The sequence below is a fragment of the Ruegeria sp. F5 genome (assembly GCF_056533845.1).
Genome location: NZ_JBQFOU010000001.1, coordinates 16,132 through 31,751, shown reverse-complemented (window position 1 = coordinate 31,751; position 15,620 = coordinate 16,132). Strand labels below are relative to the sequence as shown.

Here is a 15,620-nt window from a genome sequence, read left to right as displayed (position 1 = left end):
CATCCGCAAATGACCATCCACACCCCTGTGACCGCAAATGAGCGTGTGTATCCCGCGCCAAAGGTCCCGGCCATCGCCATCTGTCTGGACGGCTGCGAGCCCGAGTATCTGCACGTGGCGATCGCCAAGGGCCTGATGCCGACGCTCAAGCGCATCCGCGAAACCGGCACCGACCGTCTGGCGCATTCGGTGATCCCCAGCTTCACCAACCCCAACAACCTGTCGATTGCCACCGGCCGCCCGCCAATTGTGCATGGCATCTGCGGCAACTATCTGATCGACCCCGACAGCGGCGAAGAGGTGATGATGAACGATGTGCGCTTCCTGCGCGCGCCGACCATCTTCTCGCAATTCTACGAGGCAGGGTATCGCGTTGCCATGGTCACCGCCAAGGACAAGCTGCGCGCGCTGCTGGGCGCGGGCCTGAAATTCGACGAAGATCGCGCGGTGGCGTTTTCCTCGGAACGTTCGGGCGAAACCACCAAGGCAGTACACGGCATCGACAATGCCAGCGAATGGCTGGGCATGCCGGTGCCCGAGGTCTATTCGGCGGACCTGTCTGAATTCGTCTTTGCCGCGGGCGTCAAGCTGCTGAAAGAATTCAAGCCCGACATCATGTACCTGTCTACCACCGACTACATCCAGCACAAATTCGCGCCCGAACAGCAGGGCGCGCTGGATTTCTACGCCATGTTCGACAGGTATCTGGCACAACTGGATGAGCTGGGCGCGGCCATCGTCGTTACCGCCGATCACGGCATGAAGCCCAAGCACAATGCCGAAGGCGCGCCCAACGTGATCTACGCGCAGGACCTGATGGACGAATGGCTGGGCGAAGGTCAGGCCCGCGTGATCCTGCCGATTACTGATCCTTACGTGGTCCACCACGGCGCGCTTGGTGCTTTTGCCACCGCCTATCTTCCCGAAGGTGCAGACACGGCTGACATCATGGCAAAGCTGGACGCCCGCGACGAGTTGATCCTTGTTGTGGACAAGGAAGAGGCAATCAAACGTTTTGAACTGCCGGCAGACCGCATCGGCGATATCGTAATGATCTCGGGCGAGAACATGACCATCGGCACCTCGGCGGACCGTCACGATCTGGCCGCCCTGAAAGAGCCGCTGCGCAGCCATGGCGGCTTGACCGAGCAAGAGGTGCCTTTCATCGTCAACCGGGTCGTTGATCTGGGCAACGCGCCCGATCTGCGCAATTTTGACGCGTTCTTCTACGCCACAACAGCGGCGGCACAGTAAGTCATGAAAGATCAGGTTATGACAAAATCCGAAATCAGAAACGAAGGGATGCGCATCGGTGGCGAAATCGTCTTTACCGACGAAACCGTGCCGGTGCTCTACCCCTATACCAACGAGGTTGTCGGTCACGTTCCGGCGGGCAAGGCCGAGCATGCCCGTAAAGCCTTTGAGATTGCGGCGAATTACACGCCCAAGCTGACCCGCTACGAACGCAGTCAGATCCTGCAGCGCGCTGGAGAGCTGATTGGCGAGCGCCGCGAATACCTCGCCAAATGGCTGGTGCTGGAACTGGGCATCTGCCACCAGCACGCGATTTACGAGACCAAGCGCGCGCAGGATGTCTATCAGTTCGCGGCTGCCGAGGCGCTGAAAGATGATGGTGAGATTTTTTCCTGCGACCTGACCCATAATGGCAAGGACCGCAAGATCTTCACCACGCGTGAGCCGGTGAATGCAATCAGCGCGATCACGCCCTTCAATCACCCGCTGAACATGGTCAGCCACAAGATCGCGCCATCGATTGCCACCAACAACTGCATGGTGTGCAAGCCGACGGAACTGACGCCGCTGACGGCGCTGACGCTGGCCGATATCCTCTATGACGCGGGCCTGCCGCCCGAGATGTTCCAGGTGGTCACCGGCTGGCCGCAGGACATTGGCGATGAGATGGTCGTCAATGATAATATCGACATCATCACCTTCACCGGCGGTGTTCCGGTGGGCAAGATGATCGCGGCCAAGGCGGTCTATAAACGTCAGGCGCTGGAACTGGGCGGCAATGACCCGCTGATCGTTCTGAACGATCTTTCCGATGCCGATCTGGACAAGGCCGCGACCATTGCCGTGGCGGGCGCCACCGGCAACTCGGGCCAGCGCTGCACCGCGATCAAACGCATTCTTGTGCAGGACAGCGTGGCCGACAAGTTTGTGCCGCTTGTGCTGGAGAAGGCCAGGAAGATCAAGTTCGGCGACCCGCAAGACCCCGAAACGGAACTGGGCTGTGTCATCCACGACAAGGCGGCCGAGCTTTTCGAGAACCGCGTTTACATGGCCGAGAAAGAGGGCGCAGAAATCCTCTACCACCCCGGTCGTCAGGGCGCGTTGCTGCCGCCCATCGTGGTGGACAAGGTGCCCCATGGCAGCGAGCTGGTGATGGAGGAAACCTTCGGCCCCATCATCCCCATTGTCCGCGTGCCGGACAATGACGATGAGGTGATGGCCATCTCGAACGGAACGGAATTCGGCCTGTCCTCGGGCGTCTGCACCAACGATCTGAACCGCGCGATTGCCTATATCAACGGGCTGAATGTGGGCACCTGCAACATCTGGGAACAACCCGGCTACCGGATTGAGATGTCCCCCTTCGGCGGCATCAAGGACTCGGGCAACGGCGTCAAGGAAGGCGTCATCGAGGCGATGAAGTTCTTCACCAACGTGAAAACCTATTCTTTGCCCTGGCCCGGCTAACAGCCTTGCCCTGCCCGGTGGCGGGCGGGGCATCAAACACCCCCTCTGCGGGAACAGCGGGCCATCAAACGCCCGCCGTTTCTGTCGGGCAGAATTGAGAGAGAGCCATGTCGCAAATCGTGCACACCGAAGGGGAATCCAACACTTCAGAGGCACGAAAGACGTGGCTGAACACATCCATTGGGCCGAAATCCGCACCACTGCTGAAACGCGACGCAGATGTCTTTCTGCATCAATCGCTGTCCTCGCCCTGCGTCAGCACAATCGCAAAAGCCGAAGGCATCTGGATCGAGGACAAGGACGGGCGGCGCTACATGGATTTCCATGGCAACTCGGTCCACCATATCGGGTACGGCCATCCCCGGCTGGTTGCCGCCATCAAGGCGCAGCTGGATGATCTTCCTTTCGCACCGCGCCGCTTCACCAATGACCCGGCAGTCGAGCTGGCCGAAAAACTGGCCGAGATCGCGCCCGGAGACCTTGGCAAAACCCTGTTCACCACCGGCGGCTCGGACGCCAACGAGGTTGCCCTGAAAATCGCCCGCGCGGCGACCGGGCGGTTCAAGACCATCAGTTTCTGGGATGCCTTCCACGGCGCGGGATTTGGGGCCGCAAGTGTCGGGGGCGAGGCCACGTTTCGCAGTCACATTGCCGGGCCCCTGCTGCCCGGCGCCGAACACGTGGCCCCGTTTGCCTGCTATCGCTGCCCGTATAATCACGCCGGGCCGGAAACCTGCGGTCTGGCCTGCGCGAAAATAGTCGACTATGTGCTCGAGCGCGAGGGCGACATCGCTGCCGTCATCGCCGAGCCGATGCGCGCCGTGCCCTACGTACCGCCGCCCGGCTACTGGAAACATGTACGCGAGGCCTGCAACCGGCACGGCGCGCTTTTGATCATGGACGAGATTCCAACGGGTCTGGGCAAAACCGGCAAGATGTTTGCCTTTGAACATGACGAAATCATCCCCGACATCGTGACCCTGGGAAAATCTCTTGGCGGAGGCATTCTGCCCATCGCTGCCTGCATTGCCCGCAAGCAACTGGACGTGTGCGGCGATTTCGCCATTGGGCATTACACGCATGAAAAGAACCCGGTAACCGCTCGCGCCGCGCTGACCACGCTGCAGATCATCGAGGATGAGGGGCTGGTCCACCGCTCGGAGGAGTTGGGCAGACATGCGATGGCCCGCCTGATGGACGCGCTTCAGACCGTTCCGATCGTCGGCGACATTCGGGGCCGCGGTCTGATGTTCGGGGTCGAAATCGTGGACGACCGCGCCGACAAAACGCCCGGCAACGCCCGCGCCGAGCGGATTTACTATGCCTGTCTGCACGCCGGGCTCAGCTTCAAGATCAGTCAGGGTTGCGTGCTGACCCTGTCGCCGCCGCTGACAATCACGCGCGAAGATCTGGACCGCGCCCTCGACATCGTCATTGCAGCCATCAAGGAAGAGATTTGATCGCACCACTAACGCCAGAAGTTTCGCCAAAACGCACTCTTCCTGAAACCCGAGGAGGAGGCACAGCATGGCGATAGTCACCTTTCTGATCAGCCTTGCCGGGGCGACGATGCTGTTGCTTTATGCGGTGCGTATGGTTCGCACCGGGATTGAGCGCAGTTACGGTGCGTCTTTCCAGCGGGTCATGACACGACAGCGCAGCTTTACGCAGGCCTCGCTGGTGGGGCTGATGATGGCGGTGGTGCTGCAAAGCTCGGCAGCGGTCGCTTTGCTGACATCGGGGTTTGCTGCCAGCGGCATGCTCGGTTTTTCGACCGGGCTGGCGATGATACTGGGCGGCGATCTGGGCTCGGCGCTGATCATTCAGGTCCTGTCCTTCAAATTGGACTGGCTGGTTCCGATGCTGCTAGCGGTCGGCGGCTATCTGTTTGTCAAAACCGAAAGCAAAAAGTCCCGACAATTGGGGCGTATCCTGATGGGCGTGGCGTTCATCCTGATCTCGCTTCGGTTCCTGCGCGAGGCGATGGTCCCCATTCAAAGCAGCGCCTTCCTGCCCGCCGTCGCCGATTACCTGGCGCGCGACTATGTCACCGCTTTCCTTGTCGGCTGGGCGTTGGCCTTTGTCATGCACTCATCTGTCGCCGCCATTCTGATGTGCGTGACGCTTGTGCAGATCGGCGCGATCCCGTTTGCCGCCGGGATGTCACTGGTGTTTGGCGCAAATTTCGGCTCGGCTTTCATCCCCGTTTGGCTGACCCGGGATTTGCCCGTCGCCGCGCGCCGGCTGACCTATGCCAATCTGGCGCTTCGGGGCAGCTGGGCCGTGGTGGCCTTGTTCGCCGCCAATCTGGCGTTGCGGAACGGGTTGCTGGGGGTGCCGCAAGGCGGTCAGATGCTGGTCAATGTGCATCTGGCCTTCAACTTCCTGCTGCTGGTTCTGGCGCTGCCGTTTTGCGGCCGCCTGACGCAGCTATTCGAAAAACTGGTTCCCGAACAGAAGACGGCGCAGGACACCCTGACAACACGCCCCGTCAGCGCTTTGGACAACATCAGCATCGAAAGCCCCAGTCAGGCCCTGTCCAGCCTCAAGCGGGAATTGCTTCGGATGAGCGATCTGGTCGAAACCATGTTCCGGCCCATACTCGATCTCTACCGAAACGGCAGCAAAGACGAGATCCGGGCCGTCCGGGCCATCGACGAGGAAGTCAACCAATGCCTGTCCGAAATTCGCGCCTTCGTCGCGGCGATACCGCCGGGTCTTTATGAAAAGGAAGACGCAAAATCGGCGCGGGATCTGCTGGAATTTGCCATCCGCCTGGAAACCGCCGGCGATGTCGTGGCCAAACGCCTGACCGTGCTGGCAAGCGACGTGCGCGCGAAACAGGCGAAGTTTTCCAAGGAAGGCTGGTCCGAGCTTGTCCGGATGCACGAGGACATCCTGACCAACATGAAGCTGGCTTCGAACGTGCTGGTTTCAGACGATCTGGAAAGTGCGCGTCTGCTTAGCCTGGAAAAGACCGAGATCAAGCGCGTCGAGCGAGACAGCCGAAAACGCCACCTGCGCCGGTTGCAGCACGGAACCACGGAAAGCTTCGAGACCAGCGATTTCCATCTGGAAACCCTGCGCGCTTTCCGCGAATTCAACGGCCATATCGCGTCCATTGCCTATCCGGTCCTCTACCGGAACGGGCAGCTACTGGAAACGCGTTTGATCAAAGAGGTCGCAGACAAAAACGAGGCGGCTTTGAAACCTCACGAAAACAGTTAGAAGCTTCAATGCTCTGTTGGGGTGCGGAACACAGGCAAGCCTTGCAACACGCCCGGCGCGTTCTGGCTGTATGATACCCACTCAAACTCCGGTCAGAGCTTTGGCCAGAAACGCATCAAACTCGCGCGCAATGTCCGCAGCACTGGCCTGAAGCAGCCGATGCCCTGCTTCCGGCGTGGCCAATGCTGAATGCGACCCAACCCGGCCGTCCGGAAACTCGACCCGGTGCCGCCTGGGTGGCCCGTGCCGGTCCCGAGCATGGGCGCGGATATATTCATCGCTCAGCGGTTCAGGCGGCTCTACAGCCGGGCCGGGCGGCAGGGGTCCCAAAAGAGCTTGGGTTATAGCCACTTCCGAGGGGGTCGCATGCATGCCCTCCCAATTCCCATAAAGCTCTGCGCGCAACGCATTTACACCTGTCGGTTCCCACCAACTGCGTATCCTCAGCCTGTTCGGTGGCAGGCCTGACGCAATCCGATCCAGCGGGTCCAGATTGGCTCCGTGGCCGTTCACGACAAAAACACCGGCGAACCCCTGATCCAGACAGCCAAGGATCACGTCCTGCGCAAGTGCTTCAAAAATCTCCTCGGTTACGGAAAGTGTTCCCGGAAAAGCAGTGTTGAAGGGTGCGGGTGTATAGGCCAGAGGCGGGGCGACTATCGCATCGCACTGTTCCGCAGCCGCCAGAGCGACCGCATTTGCGCAGATCGTATCCGTTCCGATCCGTCCCATTGGTCCGTGTTGCTCGGTCGAACCGACCGGCAGCAGGATTGCAGCGCCCTTTTCGATACGGGCTTCGACCTCATACCAGGTCATGTCTTCAAGTTTCATACCACCCCCCTGTTGGCTCGCGCGGCGAGTGTCCTTTTCCTTTTTGCACGACGGTATTAGGCTGCGCCAATGGAAGATTCACCCATTCTCGAATTGAAGAAACCACCTTTGGATCACCTGATCGGTGCGGCGGTAAAAACGCATCGGCACCTGGCCGAGATGACCTTGTCGGAACTGTCCGCAAGGTCCGGCGTGTCCACGGCGATGATTTCCAAGATTGAACGCGGACAAGTTTCAGCCTCGCTCGCCACGCTGGAAGCGCTGGCCGGGGGGATCGGCGTTCCGCTGATCAACTTCTTTGCCGCAACCGTCGACCGGTCTGACGCGTCATTTGTCGCCGCCGGAGAAGGCGTGACCGTTCAGCGGCTCGGCAGCGGGTACGGGCACAGTTACAAGCTGATCGGTCGGGCCGAGGCGAAACATGTCAGCTTTGAAAGCTTCAGCGTGACGCTCGAAGCGCCGCTGGACACCCGGCCTCTCTATCAGCATCAGGGTGTCGAGTTCATCCATGTCACCGATGGAGAGATGGTCTATGGGTGCGGAGACACCACCTACCTCATGCGCCCCGGCGACAGCCTGAGCTTTGACTCGAACGCGTCTCATGGACCGGTCGAACTGAAAACACCAAAGGTCAGCTTCGTAACGGTTGTCGCCAAGGCCATAACCGGCGGAATCTGAAAAGCCCAGCCAATCAGGCCGGGCTTTTGATCTGGTTGGATCACAGACCCCATTTTTCCCGGTTTTGATCAAAGAAGCCCTGCGCTTTCTTAACCTCGATCCAGTTGTTCACATAGTTGATCCAGACCTGATCGCCCTGCGGCAGGATCATCGCAATGGGCGAAGGCGAACGGGGCCCCGCGTTCTTGACGCGCACCACCGGGAACTTGGCTTCAAGCGTTGAGCCTTCGATATTCGACGTGATGAACACGTCCGCACGTCCGGCAATCACTTCCTGAAAGCCACGGGCCGGGGCTTCAACCACTTTGATATCCGCGTTCGGGAACCATTCGCGCACGCGCTTTTCGAAGGTCGTGCCCAGCGTGGTCGCAACCTTGACGCCCGGCTGGTTGATCGACTCGTACCCGTCGAATTTATCCGCCTTGTCCTTGGTCGTGTACGGGAACAGCTCGACCGATATGTAGCTGTCCGAGAACCCGGCGACCTTCATGCGCGGCGGGGAAATCGACGCCGACCCCGTCAGATGGTACTTGCCGGCGACAACCCCGTTCACCAGCGTTTTCCAGTCGGTTGGAACATATTCGACCTCAACCCCCAGATCGGCGGCAAGCTCGTTCATGATGTCGATGTCATAGCCTTTGTAGCTGTTGGTCGCCGGGTCGCGCAGCGACATAGGGTTCCAGTCGCCGGTGGTGCCAACCTTCAAAACACCCGAATCCAGTACCTCGTTCAACGCCGATTGCGCCTGAGCAGCGCCCGAGACGATCAGACCAAGCGCAGCGATGGCTGCGGCTTTGCAAAAACTGTTCATCTATTTCTCCTGTTGGTGATGTTTCGGTCTTGTTGCCATATTCCTGGTTGATTTAAGCGCAAAGCCAAAGATAACCTCAAGAAAATATTCTACTATGAATAAAAAGGGGTAGGTCGGCCCATGTCAGATGCCGCCATCGAGCTTGCAGGCGTGAACAAGTGGTTCGGCGACTTTCATGTTCTGAAAGACATCAACCTGACGGTAAATTCCGGTGAAAAAGTGGTCGTTTGCGGCCCGTCCGGGTCCGGCAAGTCGACGGTTGTGCGCTGCATCAACCAATTGGAGAAGCACCAGAAAGGCACCATCCGGGTCGATGGGGTCGAACTGACCGACGACCCGAAATCGGTTGCCACCATCCGGTCCGAGGTCGGCATGGTGTTCCAACAATTCAACCTGTTTCCCCATCTGACCGTGCTTGAAAACCTGACCCTCGGCCCGATCAAGGCGCGCGGCCTGTCCCGCAAAGACGCGGAAGAGAAAGCCCGGCATTACCTGGACCGCGTCCATATCCCCGATCAGGCCGACAAGCGGCCCATTCAACTGTCCGGCGGGCAGCAGCAGCGCGTCGCCATAGCGCGCTCGCTATGCATGGAGCCGCGTGTGCTGCTGTTCGACGAGCCGACCTCGGCACTGGACCCCGAGATGATTTCCGAGGTGCTGGATGTGATGGTCGAACTTGCCGAAGAAGGCATGACGATGGTGGTCGTGACCCATGAAATGGGCTTTGCCCGCAAGGTCGCCGACAAGATGATCTTCATGGATGCCGGTGAGATTGTCGAAGAAGGGCACCCCGAACATTTCTTCACCAACCCGCAATCCGAGCGGTGCCGCCAATTCCTGTCCCAGATCCTGCAGCATTAAGAGGGGCCGATGAAAAAACTGCTTCTGATCGCGCCTTTTCTTCTGCTGGCGGGCTGTTCCTCGTCCCAGACATGGGGCTGGTACGTGATCGACCCGACCACGCCATCGGGCTGGACCAATGTGAAATTCCTGATCTCGGGCATGTGGGCGACGATCCAAATCTCGCTGATCGCCGCCGTTCTGTCGATTGTGCTGGGCCTGATGGTGGCCCTGCCCGGCCTGTCGGAAAAACGCGGCTGGCGCTGGGTCAACCGAATCTATGTCGAGTTCATCCGCGCCATTCCCCTGCTGCCGATGCTGTTCTGGGTGTTTTACGGGCTGCCCATCGTGTTTCAGTCGATGGGCATGACCATCCCCATCGATCCATTCTGGGGCGCGATTATTACGCTGGCAATTTCCGACAGCGCCTTCACCGCTGAAATCTACCGCGCAGGCATCCAGTCCATCGCCCGAGGTCAGCGCGAGGCGGCACAGACCATCGGCCTGAACTACGTGCAGACGATGCGCTATGTGATCCTGCCGCAGGCCATCCGGCGCATCCTGCCGCCCCTGGCGAACCAGTTCATCTACATCGTTAAGATGAGCGCCTTTGCCAGCGTCATCGGCATGCAGGAACTGACCCGCCGCGCGAACGAGCTGGTCGTGACCGAATACCGCCCGCTGGAAATTTACACGCTGCTGATCTTTGAATACCTGATCCTTGTTCTGATCATCAGCGCAGGCGTGCGCTGGCTGGAACGCCGCATGGGCGCGGATGAGCGCGGATAAGGAGGACACTATGGAATGGAAAGACTTCATGGCCGAGACCGAGGCCAATATCGGCTCCTTCTCGAAAGAGGTGCCCGAAACCGTGCGCGGCTTCGGCATCATGGGCAAGGCCGCCAAGACCGACGGCGCGCTCAGCGAAAAGACCAAGGAATTCATCGCTCTGGGAATTGCGGTGGCGACGAAATGCGATAGCTGTATCGGCTTTCACGTCAAATCCCTGATCCGGCTGGGCGCCACCCGCGAAGAGATGTGCGAGGCGCTGGCCATGGCGACCTATATGGGCGGCGGCCCGTCCTTTGGGTACAGCGCCAAGGCGCTCAAGGCCTTTGACGTTTTCTCGGAGTAACCCCCATGCGACCTGACCTGGCCGGAGCTCAAGGGTACATCCGAAACAGCTGGTATGTGGCCGGACGGTCCGAGGATTTCGCCCGCAACCTGAGCGCGGTCCGGATGCTGGACGAAGAGATCGTCATCTACCGTGACACGGCTGGCACAGCCATCGCGCTGGAAGATGCCTGCCCGCACCGCAAACTGCCCCTGTCCCGCGGCACGATCGAGGGCGATCACGTTGTCTGCGGCTATCACGGCCTGACCTTTGGCTGCGGCGGCGAATGCGTCAGCGCGCCGACCCAGTTGGACAACCCGCCGCGCCGCGCTGTGATTCATGCCTATCCGGCCGAGGACCGCTGGGGGTTTCTGTGGCTCTGGATGGGGGAGCCTGATCTGGCCGATGCGAAAGACATCATCGACATTCCGAACTTCGACAACCCGGATTGGGGCAAGACCCAAAAGGGCGCGATGGAGATGGCGTGCCACTATCTTTACATCATCGACAACCTTCTGGACCCCAGCCATGTGGCCTGGGTTCATCTGACCTCATTCGCCGGGGCCGGGACAGATAACCGCCCGCTGGATCTGGAAGAAACCGAGGATGGTGTCATCGTCTCGCGCTGGATCGCGGATGAGCCTGCACCGCCCTATTACGCCCCAATCCTGCCTTTTGGACCAAGCTGCGACCGCAAGCAGCACTACGAATGCCGCCTGCCCTCGACCGCGATCAACATGTCGGTTTACACCCCGGCTGGCGAAGGCGGGGCGGACCGGCCCATGTCGCCCAATGCGTTCGTGAATATCTCGTACAATTTCATCACGCCGGTGGACGCCGGAACCTCGCGCTATTTCTGGTTCCAGCACCGCAACATGCACGCCGAGGATGAGGCCATGTCACAGCGCATGTTCGACGGCGCGCTCATGGCGTTCAACGAGGATAAAGAGGTGCTGGAAAACGTTCAGACCGGAATGGCGCGCCGCAAAAGCGGGTATATCAACCTCAGCTTGGATGCGGGTGCCATGCGATTCCGCGCCCGCGTGGCGAAACGGATCGCCGGGGATGAGGCTCCGCTAACCGGCTGACAGCCTGCCATTCGCGGCCTGCCCGACCTGCTGCGCCGGCGCGTCGAACACCGATTTGATGCACGGGTAGGTTTGTAGAACTTCGGCACCTCCGGGGATCGTCTCGGGCCGGAATACGCCTTTGTCCCAGACGGCCACCCCATCGATCCTGATCGTCGGGTCCAGTACGTTCAGTGAAATCTCGCCCGGCGCATAATGCCCGCAGGTGTGAAAATGCAGCAGGCGCGGATTGCCGAAAGCAGACCCGCTCCACCGTTCGTAGTTTTCGTAAGCGGGGGACGTATAGGCGCAGCCCGGATGAATGCCCGCGTGCCAGGAATGCATGGTCATGGGATCCAGTCCGAACATCTGACCCACCTTTTCGTAATGCATCTGCGCGCAATGCACATCCATCGGATGCCCGGAAAAACCGATCAGCCTGCTGTCTTCAAACTCAACTGCCAGGGGTTCCCGCAGATCACAGCCATAGGGTTCATAGAATTTCGACCCGGTTCCAACCAGAAACCCGTCCTGCATGACAGTGCCCGAGAACCCGGCGGTCGGGACCGGAGCAAACACCGACATCGGAAAGCGCGTCACGCTGACATCCGCCCGGGTCGTCGGAAAAGCCGCGCCCGGACCACTGAAATCCGTCCCCAACGGGCAGGTGACATGGATGTGCGACGCCGCCGCCAAAGCCCGGTTCACCGCGTTCTTCAGCTCGACAAACCCGGTATAGTTCGCGCGGCCAAACCCGGAATCCAACATCCCGGTATCCAGCACGTAGGACATGATCGGGTGAATATCGGACATGTCCGAGTTAAAGCGAATCTGGTCCCCGGCGCGGGACAGAAACAGCGTATGATCTGCCGCCTTCATCCGGGTGATCATTTCCGGGGAAAGCGCAGCCCCCATTGGGTCAAATGGAAGGGTCTGAACGGTTGTTCTGATGCCATTCGATTGCGCACATTCCACAATGATGTCCGTCAGTTCGCCATCATAATACCCGTTCTGTGCGCTTTCACGCAGCACCAACAGGTGATCCCCCGATGTCAGCCCGCCACATCTGAACAGCAGATTTTCCGCGCCCGCAATGCTGTTGGGACCGACCATGCCCATGGCTCCTTGGTTTTTCCGATCAATTGATACACGGCTCACGATCCCGTGATCCACAGAAAATGTCGTGAGAGGAAAAATTTTTACTGAAATTACCCGCCCCTTTGCCCATAACAGGACCACCATAAGCAGGAGGCCCAAAAATGAGCGCTTGGATCGAGATGATTTCCGATGAACAGGCCGAAGGCCGCCTGAAAGAGCTTCTGGACAAAGCCCGCACACCGCATGGAACGGTCGACACGGTGATGCGCGTGCATTCCCTGCGGCCGGAAACGATGAACGGGCATGTTACGCTCTACCGCTCGGTCCTGCATTCCGAGGAAAATCAGCTGCCGTTCTGGTTTCTTGAAATCATCGCCAGCTATACGTCGATCCTGAACGATTGCACCTATTCCCTGACGCATCACTTCATGAATGTGCGGAACCTGCTGAAAGACCAGCCCCGCAGCGACCGGATTTTTGTCGCCCTCAAGGCCCACCGCCCCGAGGATGCGTTTCAGGGCAAGGAACTGGCCCTGCTGCGATACACCGCAAAGTTGACAACAGATGTGGGCCGCATGGTAAAGTCGGATTTCGAAGCGCTGAAGATCGCCGGGTGCTCGGACGGAGAAATCCTCGAGGTGAATCAGGTCTGCGCTTACTTCAACTACTCAAACCGGCTGCTGAACGGTTTGGGGGCAACAACCGAAAACGACGTGATCGGCTACTACAAGTCGGACGATTGAGTACTTCGCGCGGTTCGTCGGCAAGGCTCACACATCGGCATACAGATCGTCTGTCGGCATCAGGATCGTGCGGGCGCTTTCGGTGAACGTATCCAGAGACAGATCCCAGGACGTTCCGGGCCAATGCAATTCAAGCTGCTTCTTCGCGGGGCGGTAAACGGCGGTGTAAAGCGTTCCGAACCCCGATTTGAATGCGGTGGAATAGAGCGGCGGGCGCAAAAAGGCGTCAATGAACCGCTTCTCGCTTTCCGGGTGCTGGTTCAGGCGGTTCAGCAGGAAGCGTTCGCGTTCCACCGTTGCCGTAAAGCGCGCGTGTTTCGACCACTCCACATGGCCCTGATGGTTCGTCGCCACCGGCACGTCCGAGATTTGCGGGTGGCGGTCAGGGGCAAGATAGACCGTGCTGTGGTTAAATTTGGCGTCCAGAACGGTGACATTATAGCTCATATGGCAGGGGATGCGGCACAGGGCATCGACCGCTTGCGCCGTGGTCTCGCAGGTTTGCAGCACATAGCGCAGGATCAGCGGCACGCCGAAACCATCGCCCACCTCGCGCCGTCCGCCAAAGGTCAGGGACACCGTCAGGCCCGCATCGTTGATGCCGTCGAGCAGGCCCAGAATACCGTCGCTCATCCCGATCACGCCGCGCCCGTCCCAGCGGGTTTTCAGCAAAGCCGCGTCAAAGGTTTTCGGGTGATAGTCGTAGTTGCGCACCAAAATCGGCGTCTTGCCCCGCCAGATCGCCTGACTGCAGCCCGACAGGTATTTCGGCGGGCAGTAGAAGCTGAGAAACCGCGCCTGGCTGTCGCTGCCGCCGACAAGCTCGACCACCTCTTCATAAAGCGGCAGGATTTCGGGCATGTGCCGTTGCAGCGCGCGCAGGCATTCGCGATAGGTGGGGCGGGCCGAATACCCCTCTTGCGCCCACCATTTGCGGTAGGCGGGCCAGTATTCGGCAAACAGCCCGGCCAGCTTGGGACCGGGCTGTTCCTCGTCGATTGAGCGAAAAACAAGCGCCATGGGGCTTTCTACATGATTTTGAAGGCGGGGTCTTCCATCGGCTGCGCCGCGGGCAGCGGCTCGGCGGCATAGGCCGATTTAATCCCGTGAATCCATTTCTTCGATTTGTCGGTCAGCTTGAAGCCCTTGGTCATCGACCGACCGCGCGTGACCAGAATACCCAGATCGGCCCCTTCATAGCGATAATCGCCCACATTCGAGATGCGCAGGAAGAAGGCCTCGTTCTCACCAACCGCACGGCGGTGATAGTCGAAGCGGTCGAACACGACACGGCCATCTTCAAGCATCTTATAGATGCCCGATTGCGGGGCCTGCGTGATGCGGTCGACGCTGTCATCGGTGTGTTTGATCACCATCTGCGACCAGCTGTCGATCATGTCCGGATCGGCCCAGCGGGCGTTGAGCTCTTCGACATCCAACTGGAACGGTTTCTTGGAAAACTCCAGCAGGTGGAACAGGAACAGCGGCGCGTCAGCATGGGCAAAGGCCGCGTGGTTGGTCATGGAACTGGCCCCGGTGATGCGAGGGTTCAGCTCACCAAGCCACAGCTCATCGGTTTTCTTGTCGATCAGGAAGTCGAGCTCGAAATACCCGCGATAGCCGGATTTGCGCAGCTCTTCCCCGAACTGATAGGTCAGTTTCCGCGCCTGATCGCGGGCTTTGGGCGGGAAGGCGGTCGAGAAAATCTCGTTCCCGCACCAGCCGCCGCGATAGGGTGTAAGTTCCTTGAAGCCCACAAGCTCGGTCATCAGCGGGCCAACGATGGTACCTTCCGAAGTTGCGCAGGCCTCAATCGCCGCGCCGCGACAATCGATCCGTTTCATGATCTTGATCTCGCCCTCGCCGACGATCTCATGTTCGTGCTTCTTGAAATCGGCCTCGGACTTGATGAAGAACGTGGTGTGGCCACTATCTCCAAAGGCCGATTGCAGCACCAGATCGTGGCCCAAACCGGCCTTGTCGCAGATCTTTTTCAGGTGATCGTAGCTTTTGACCACGCTCAGAGTATTGGGCACGGACGGCACGCCCGCCTTGTTGCCAATGCGGACGGTTTCGATCTTGTTGTCGCATTTGGTGCGCAGCTTGGCCTTGGGGAACCACAGCTGACCGCCCAGTTCCTTGACCAGCTTCTCGGTCGTCTCATCGAACATCAGGAAGACAAATTTCGGCTTGCCACCGCGCCGCTTGATCAGGTCGATGACCTCTTTGTGCTGCAGCAGATAGTTGTTGATGTCCTCGATGGACTGGAATTCGTCATGGGGCATCTCGGAAGGCACGAACACGTTCGGATGACGCCCGTCGAAGCAATCCATGTAGCAGATATAGGTGAAATTCATCACCCATTCATCCAGCCCCAACAGGTTGAAATTGGTCGCCGATACAAAATAGATCGGGTCCTTGTTGGTGTGGAAATACCGGCGGATTTCCGAGATGTTGTTGAGCACCTTCTTTGGCATGTGTTCCTCCCA

15 protein-coding genes are annotated in these 15,620 nt (G+C 59.4%); 10 read left to right on the top strand and 5 right to left on the bottom strand.

Annotated elements, in window-relative coordinates:
- The first annotated feature begins 9 nt into the window (after positions 1 to 9).
- The 4 genes from phnA (at position 10) to ACR0K1_RS00115 (ending at position 5,949) form a co-directional block, all read left to right on the top strand.
- Positions 10 to 1,254, top strand: a complete 1,245-nt coding sequence (gene phnA, locus ACR0K1_RS00130; RefSeq protein ID WP_480611770.1) for a phosphonoacetate hydrolase — start codon at positions 10 to 12, stop codon at positions 1,252 to 1,254.
- Positions 1,255 to 1,257: 3 nt separating this feature from the next.
- Complete coding sequence (gene phnY, locus ACR0K1_RS00125; RefSeq protein ID WP_480847955.1) at positions 1,258 to 2,721, top strand: phosphonoacetaldehyde dehydrogenase; 1,464 nt, start codon at positions 1,258 to 1,260, stop codon at positions 2,719 to 2,721.
- A gap of 107 nt (positions 2,722 to 2,828) precedes the next feature.
- The gene (gene pbfA / locus ACR0K1_RS00120) at positions 2,829 to 4,181 is read left to right on the top strand and encodes a (R)-1-hydroxy-2-aminoethylphosphonate ammonia-lyase (RefSeq protein WP_480847953.1); all 1,353 of its coding nucleotides are present in this window, start codon (positions 2,829 to 2,831) and stop codon (positions 4,179 to 4,181) included.
- A 67-nt stretch (positions 4,182 to 4,248) separates the two neighbouring features.
- Positions 4,249 to 5,949, top strand: coding sequence for a Na/Pi cotransporter family protein (locus tag ACR0K1_RS00115; RefSeq protein WP_480847951.1), 1,701 nt, complete (start codon positions 4,249 to 4,251; stop codon positions 5,947 to 5,949).
- Positions 5,950 to 6,030: 81 nt separating this feature from the next.
- Here ACR0K1_RS00115 and ACR0K1_RS00110 read toward each other — a convergent pair whose 3' ends face one another.
- On the bottom strand, positions 6,031 to 6,780 hold the full coding sequence (locus tag ACR0K1_RS00110; RefSeq protein ID WP_480611776.1) for a creatininase family protein: 750 nt from the start codon (positions 6,778 to 6,780) through the stop codon (positions 6,031 to 6,033).
- Positions 6,781 to 6,849: 69 nt separating this feature from the next.
- On the opposite strand from ACR0K1_RS00110, the gene ACR0K1_RS00105 reads away from it, so the two are divergent.
- Complete coding sequence (locus ACR0K1_RS00105; protein WP_480847949.1) at positions 6,850 to 7,458, top strand: helix-turn-helix domain-containing protein; 609 nt, start codon at positions 6,850 to 6,852, stop codon at positions 7,456 to 7,458.
- Between the two features lie 40 nt (positions 7,459 to 7,498).
- Here the strand turns inward: ACR0K1_RS00105 and ACR0K1_RS00100 are convergent, their stop codons facing one another.
- On the bottom strand, positions 7,499 to 8,269 hold the full coding sequence (locus tag ACR0K1_RS00100; RefSeq protein ID WP_480611779.1) for a transporter substrate-binding domain-containing protein: 771 nt from the start codon (positions 8,267 to 8,269) through the stop codon (positions 7,499 to 7,501).
- Positions 8,270 to 8,389: 120 nt separating this feature from the next.
- Between ACR0K1_RS00100 and ACR0K1_RS00095 the strand changes: the two genes are divergently transcribed.
- From ACR0K1_RS00095 to ACR0K1_RS00080, 4 genes are read left to right on the top strand one after another with little or no spacing between them, the layout of a single operon-like run.
- Complete coding sequence (locus ACR0K1_RS00095; RefSeq protein WP_480847945.1) at positions 8,390 to 9,130, top strand: amino acid ABC transporter ATP-binding protein; 741 nt, start codon at positions 8,390 to 8,392, stop codon at positions 9,128 to 9,130.
- Positions 9,131 to 9,139: 9 nt separating this feature from the next.
- A complete protein-coding gene (locus tag ACR0K1_RS00090) occupies positions 9,140 to 9,898 on the top strand; it encodes an amino acid ABC transporter permease (protein ID WP_480611781.1) in 759 nt (252 codons plus the stop codon).
- 10 nt (positions 9,899 to 9,908) lie between these two features.
- Positions 9,909 to 10,244: a carboxymuconolactone decarboxylase family protein gene (locus ACR0K1_RS00085; RefSeq protein ID WP_480847943.1), complete on the top strand. Its 336-nt coding sequence runs from the start codon at positions 9,909 to 9,911 to the stop codon at positions 10,242 to 10,244.
- Positions 10,245 to 10,249: 5 nt separating this feature from the next.
- Positions 10,250 to 11,311 carry an aromatic ring-hydroxylating dioxygenase subunit alpha gene (locus tag ACR0K1_RS00080; protein WP_480611784.1) on the top strand — a complete coding sequence of 354 codons (1,062 nt, stop codon included), beginning with the start codon at positions 10,250 to 10,252 and terminating at the stop codon, positions 11,309 to 11,311.
- Here ACR0K1_RS00080 and ACR0K1_RS00075 read toward each other — a convergent pair.
- Positions 11,300 to 12,403 (bottom strand): hypothetical protein, encoded by a 1,104-nt coding sequence (locus ACR0K1_RS00075; RefSeq protein ID WP_480847940.1) that lies wholly within the window; start codon positions 12,401 to 12,403, stop codon positions 11,300 to 11,302. The two genes, ACR0K1_RS00080 and ACR0K1_RS00075, sit on opposite strands and share 12 nt — an antisense overlap.
- A gap of 146 nt (positions 12,404 to 12,549) precedes the next feature.
- On the opposite strand from ACR0K1_RS00075, the gene ACR0K1_RS00070 reads away from it, so the two are divergent.
- Positions 12,550 to 13,131, top strand: coding sequence for a carboxymuconolactone decarboxylase family protein (locus ACR0K1_RS00070; protein ID WP_480611787.1), 582 nt, complete (start codon positions 12,550 to 12,552; stop codon positions 13,129 to 13,131).
- A 27-nt stretch (positions 13,132 to 13,158) separates the two neighbouring features.
- Here ACR0K1_RS00070 and ACR0K1_RS00065 read toward each other — a convergent pair whose 3' ends face one another.
- On the bottom strand, positions 13,159 to 14,151 hold the full coding sequence (locus ACR0K1_RS00065; RefSeq protein ID WP_480611788.1) for a C45 family autoproteolytic acyltransferase/hydolase: 993 nt from the start codon (positions 14,149 to 14,151) through the stop codon (positions 13,159 to 13,161).
- Between the two features lie 8 nt (positions 14,152 to 14,159).
- Positions 14,160 to 15,608: a biotin carboxylase gene (locus ACR0K1_RS00060; RefSeq protein ID WP_480611789.1), complete on the bottom strand. Its 1,449-nt coding sequence runs from the start codon at positions 15,606 to 15,608 to the stop codon at positions 14,160 to 14,162.
- Positions 15,609 to 15,620: the final 12 nt, after the last annotated feature.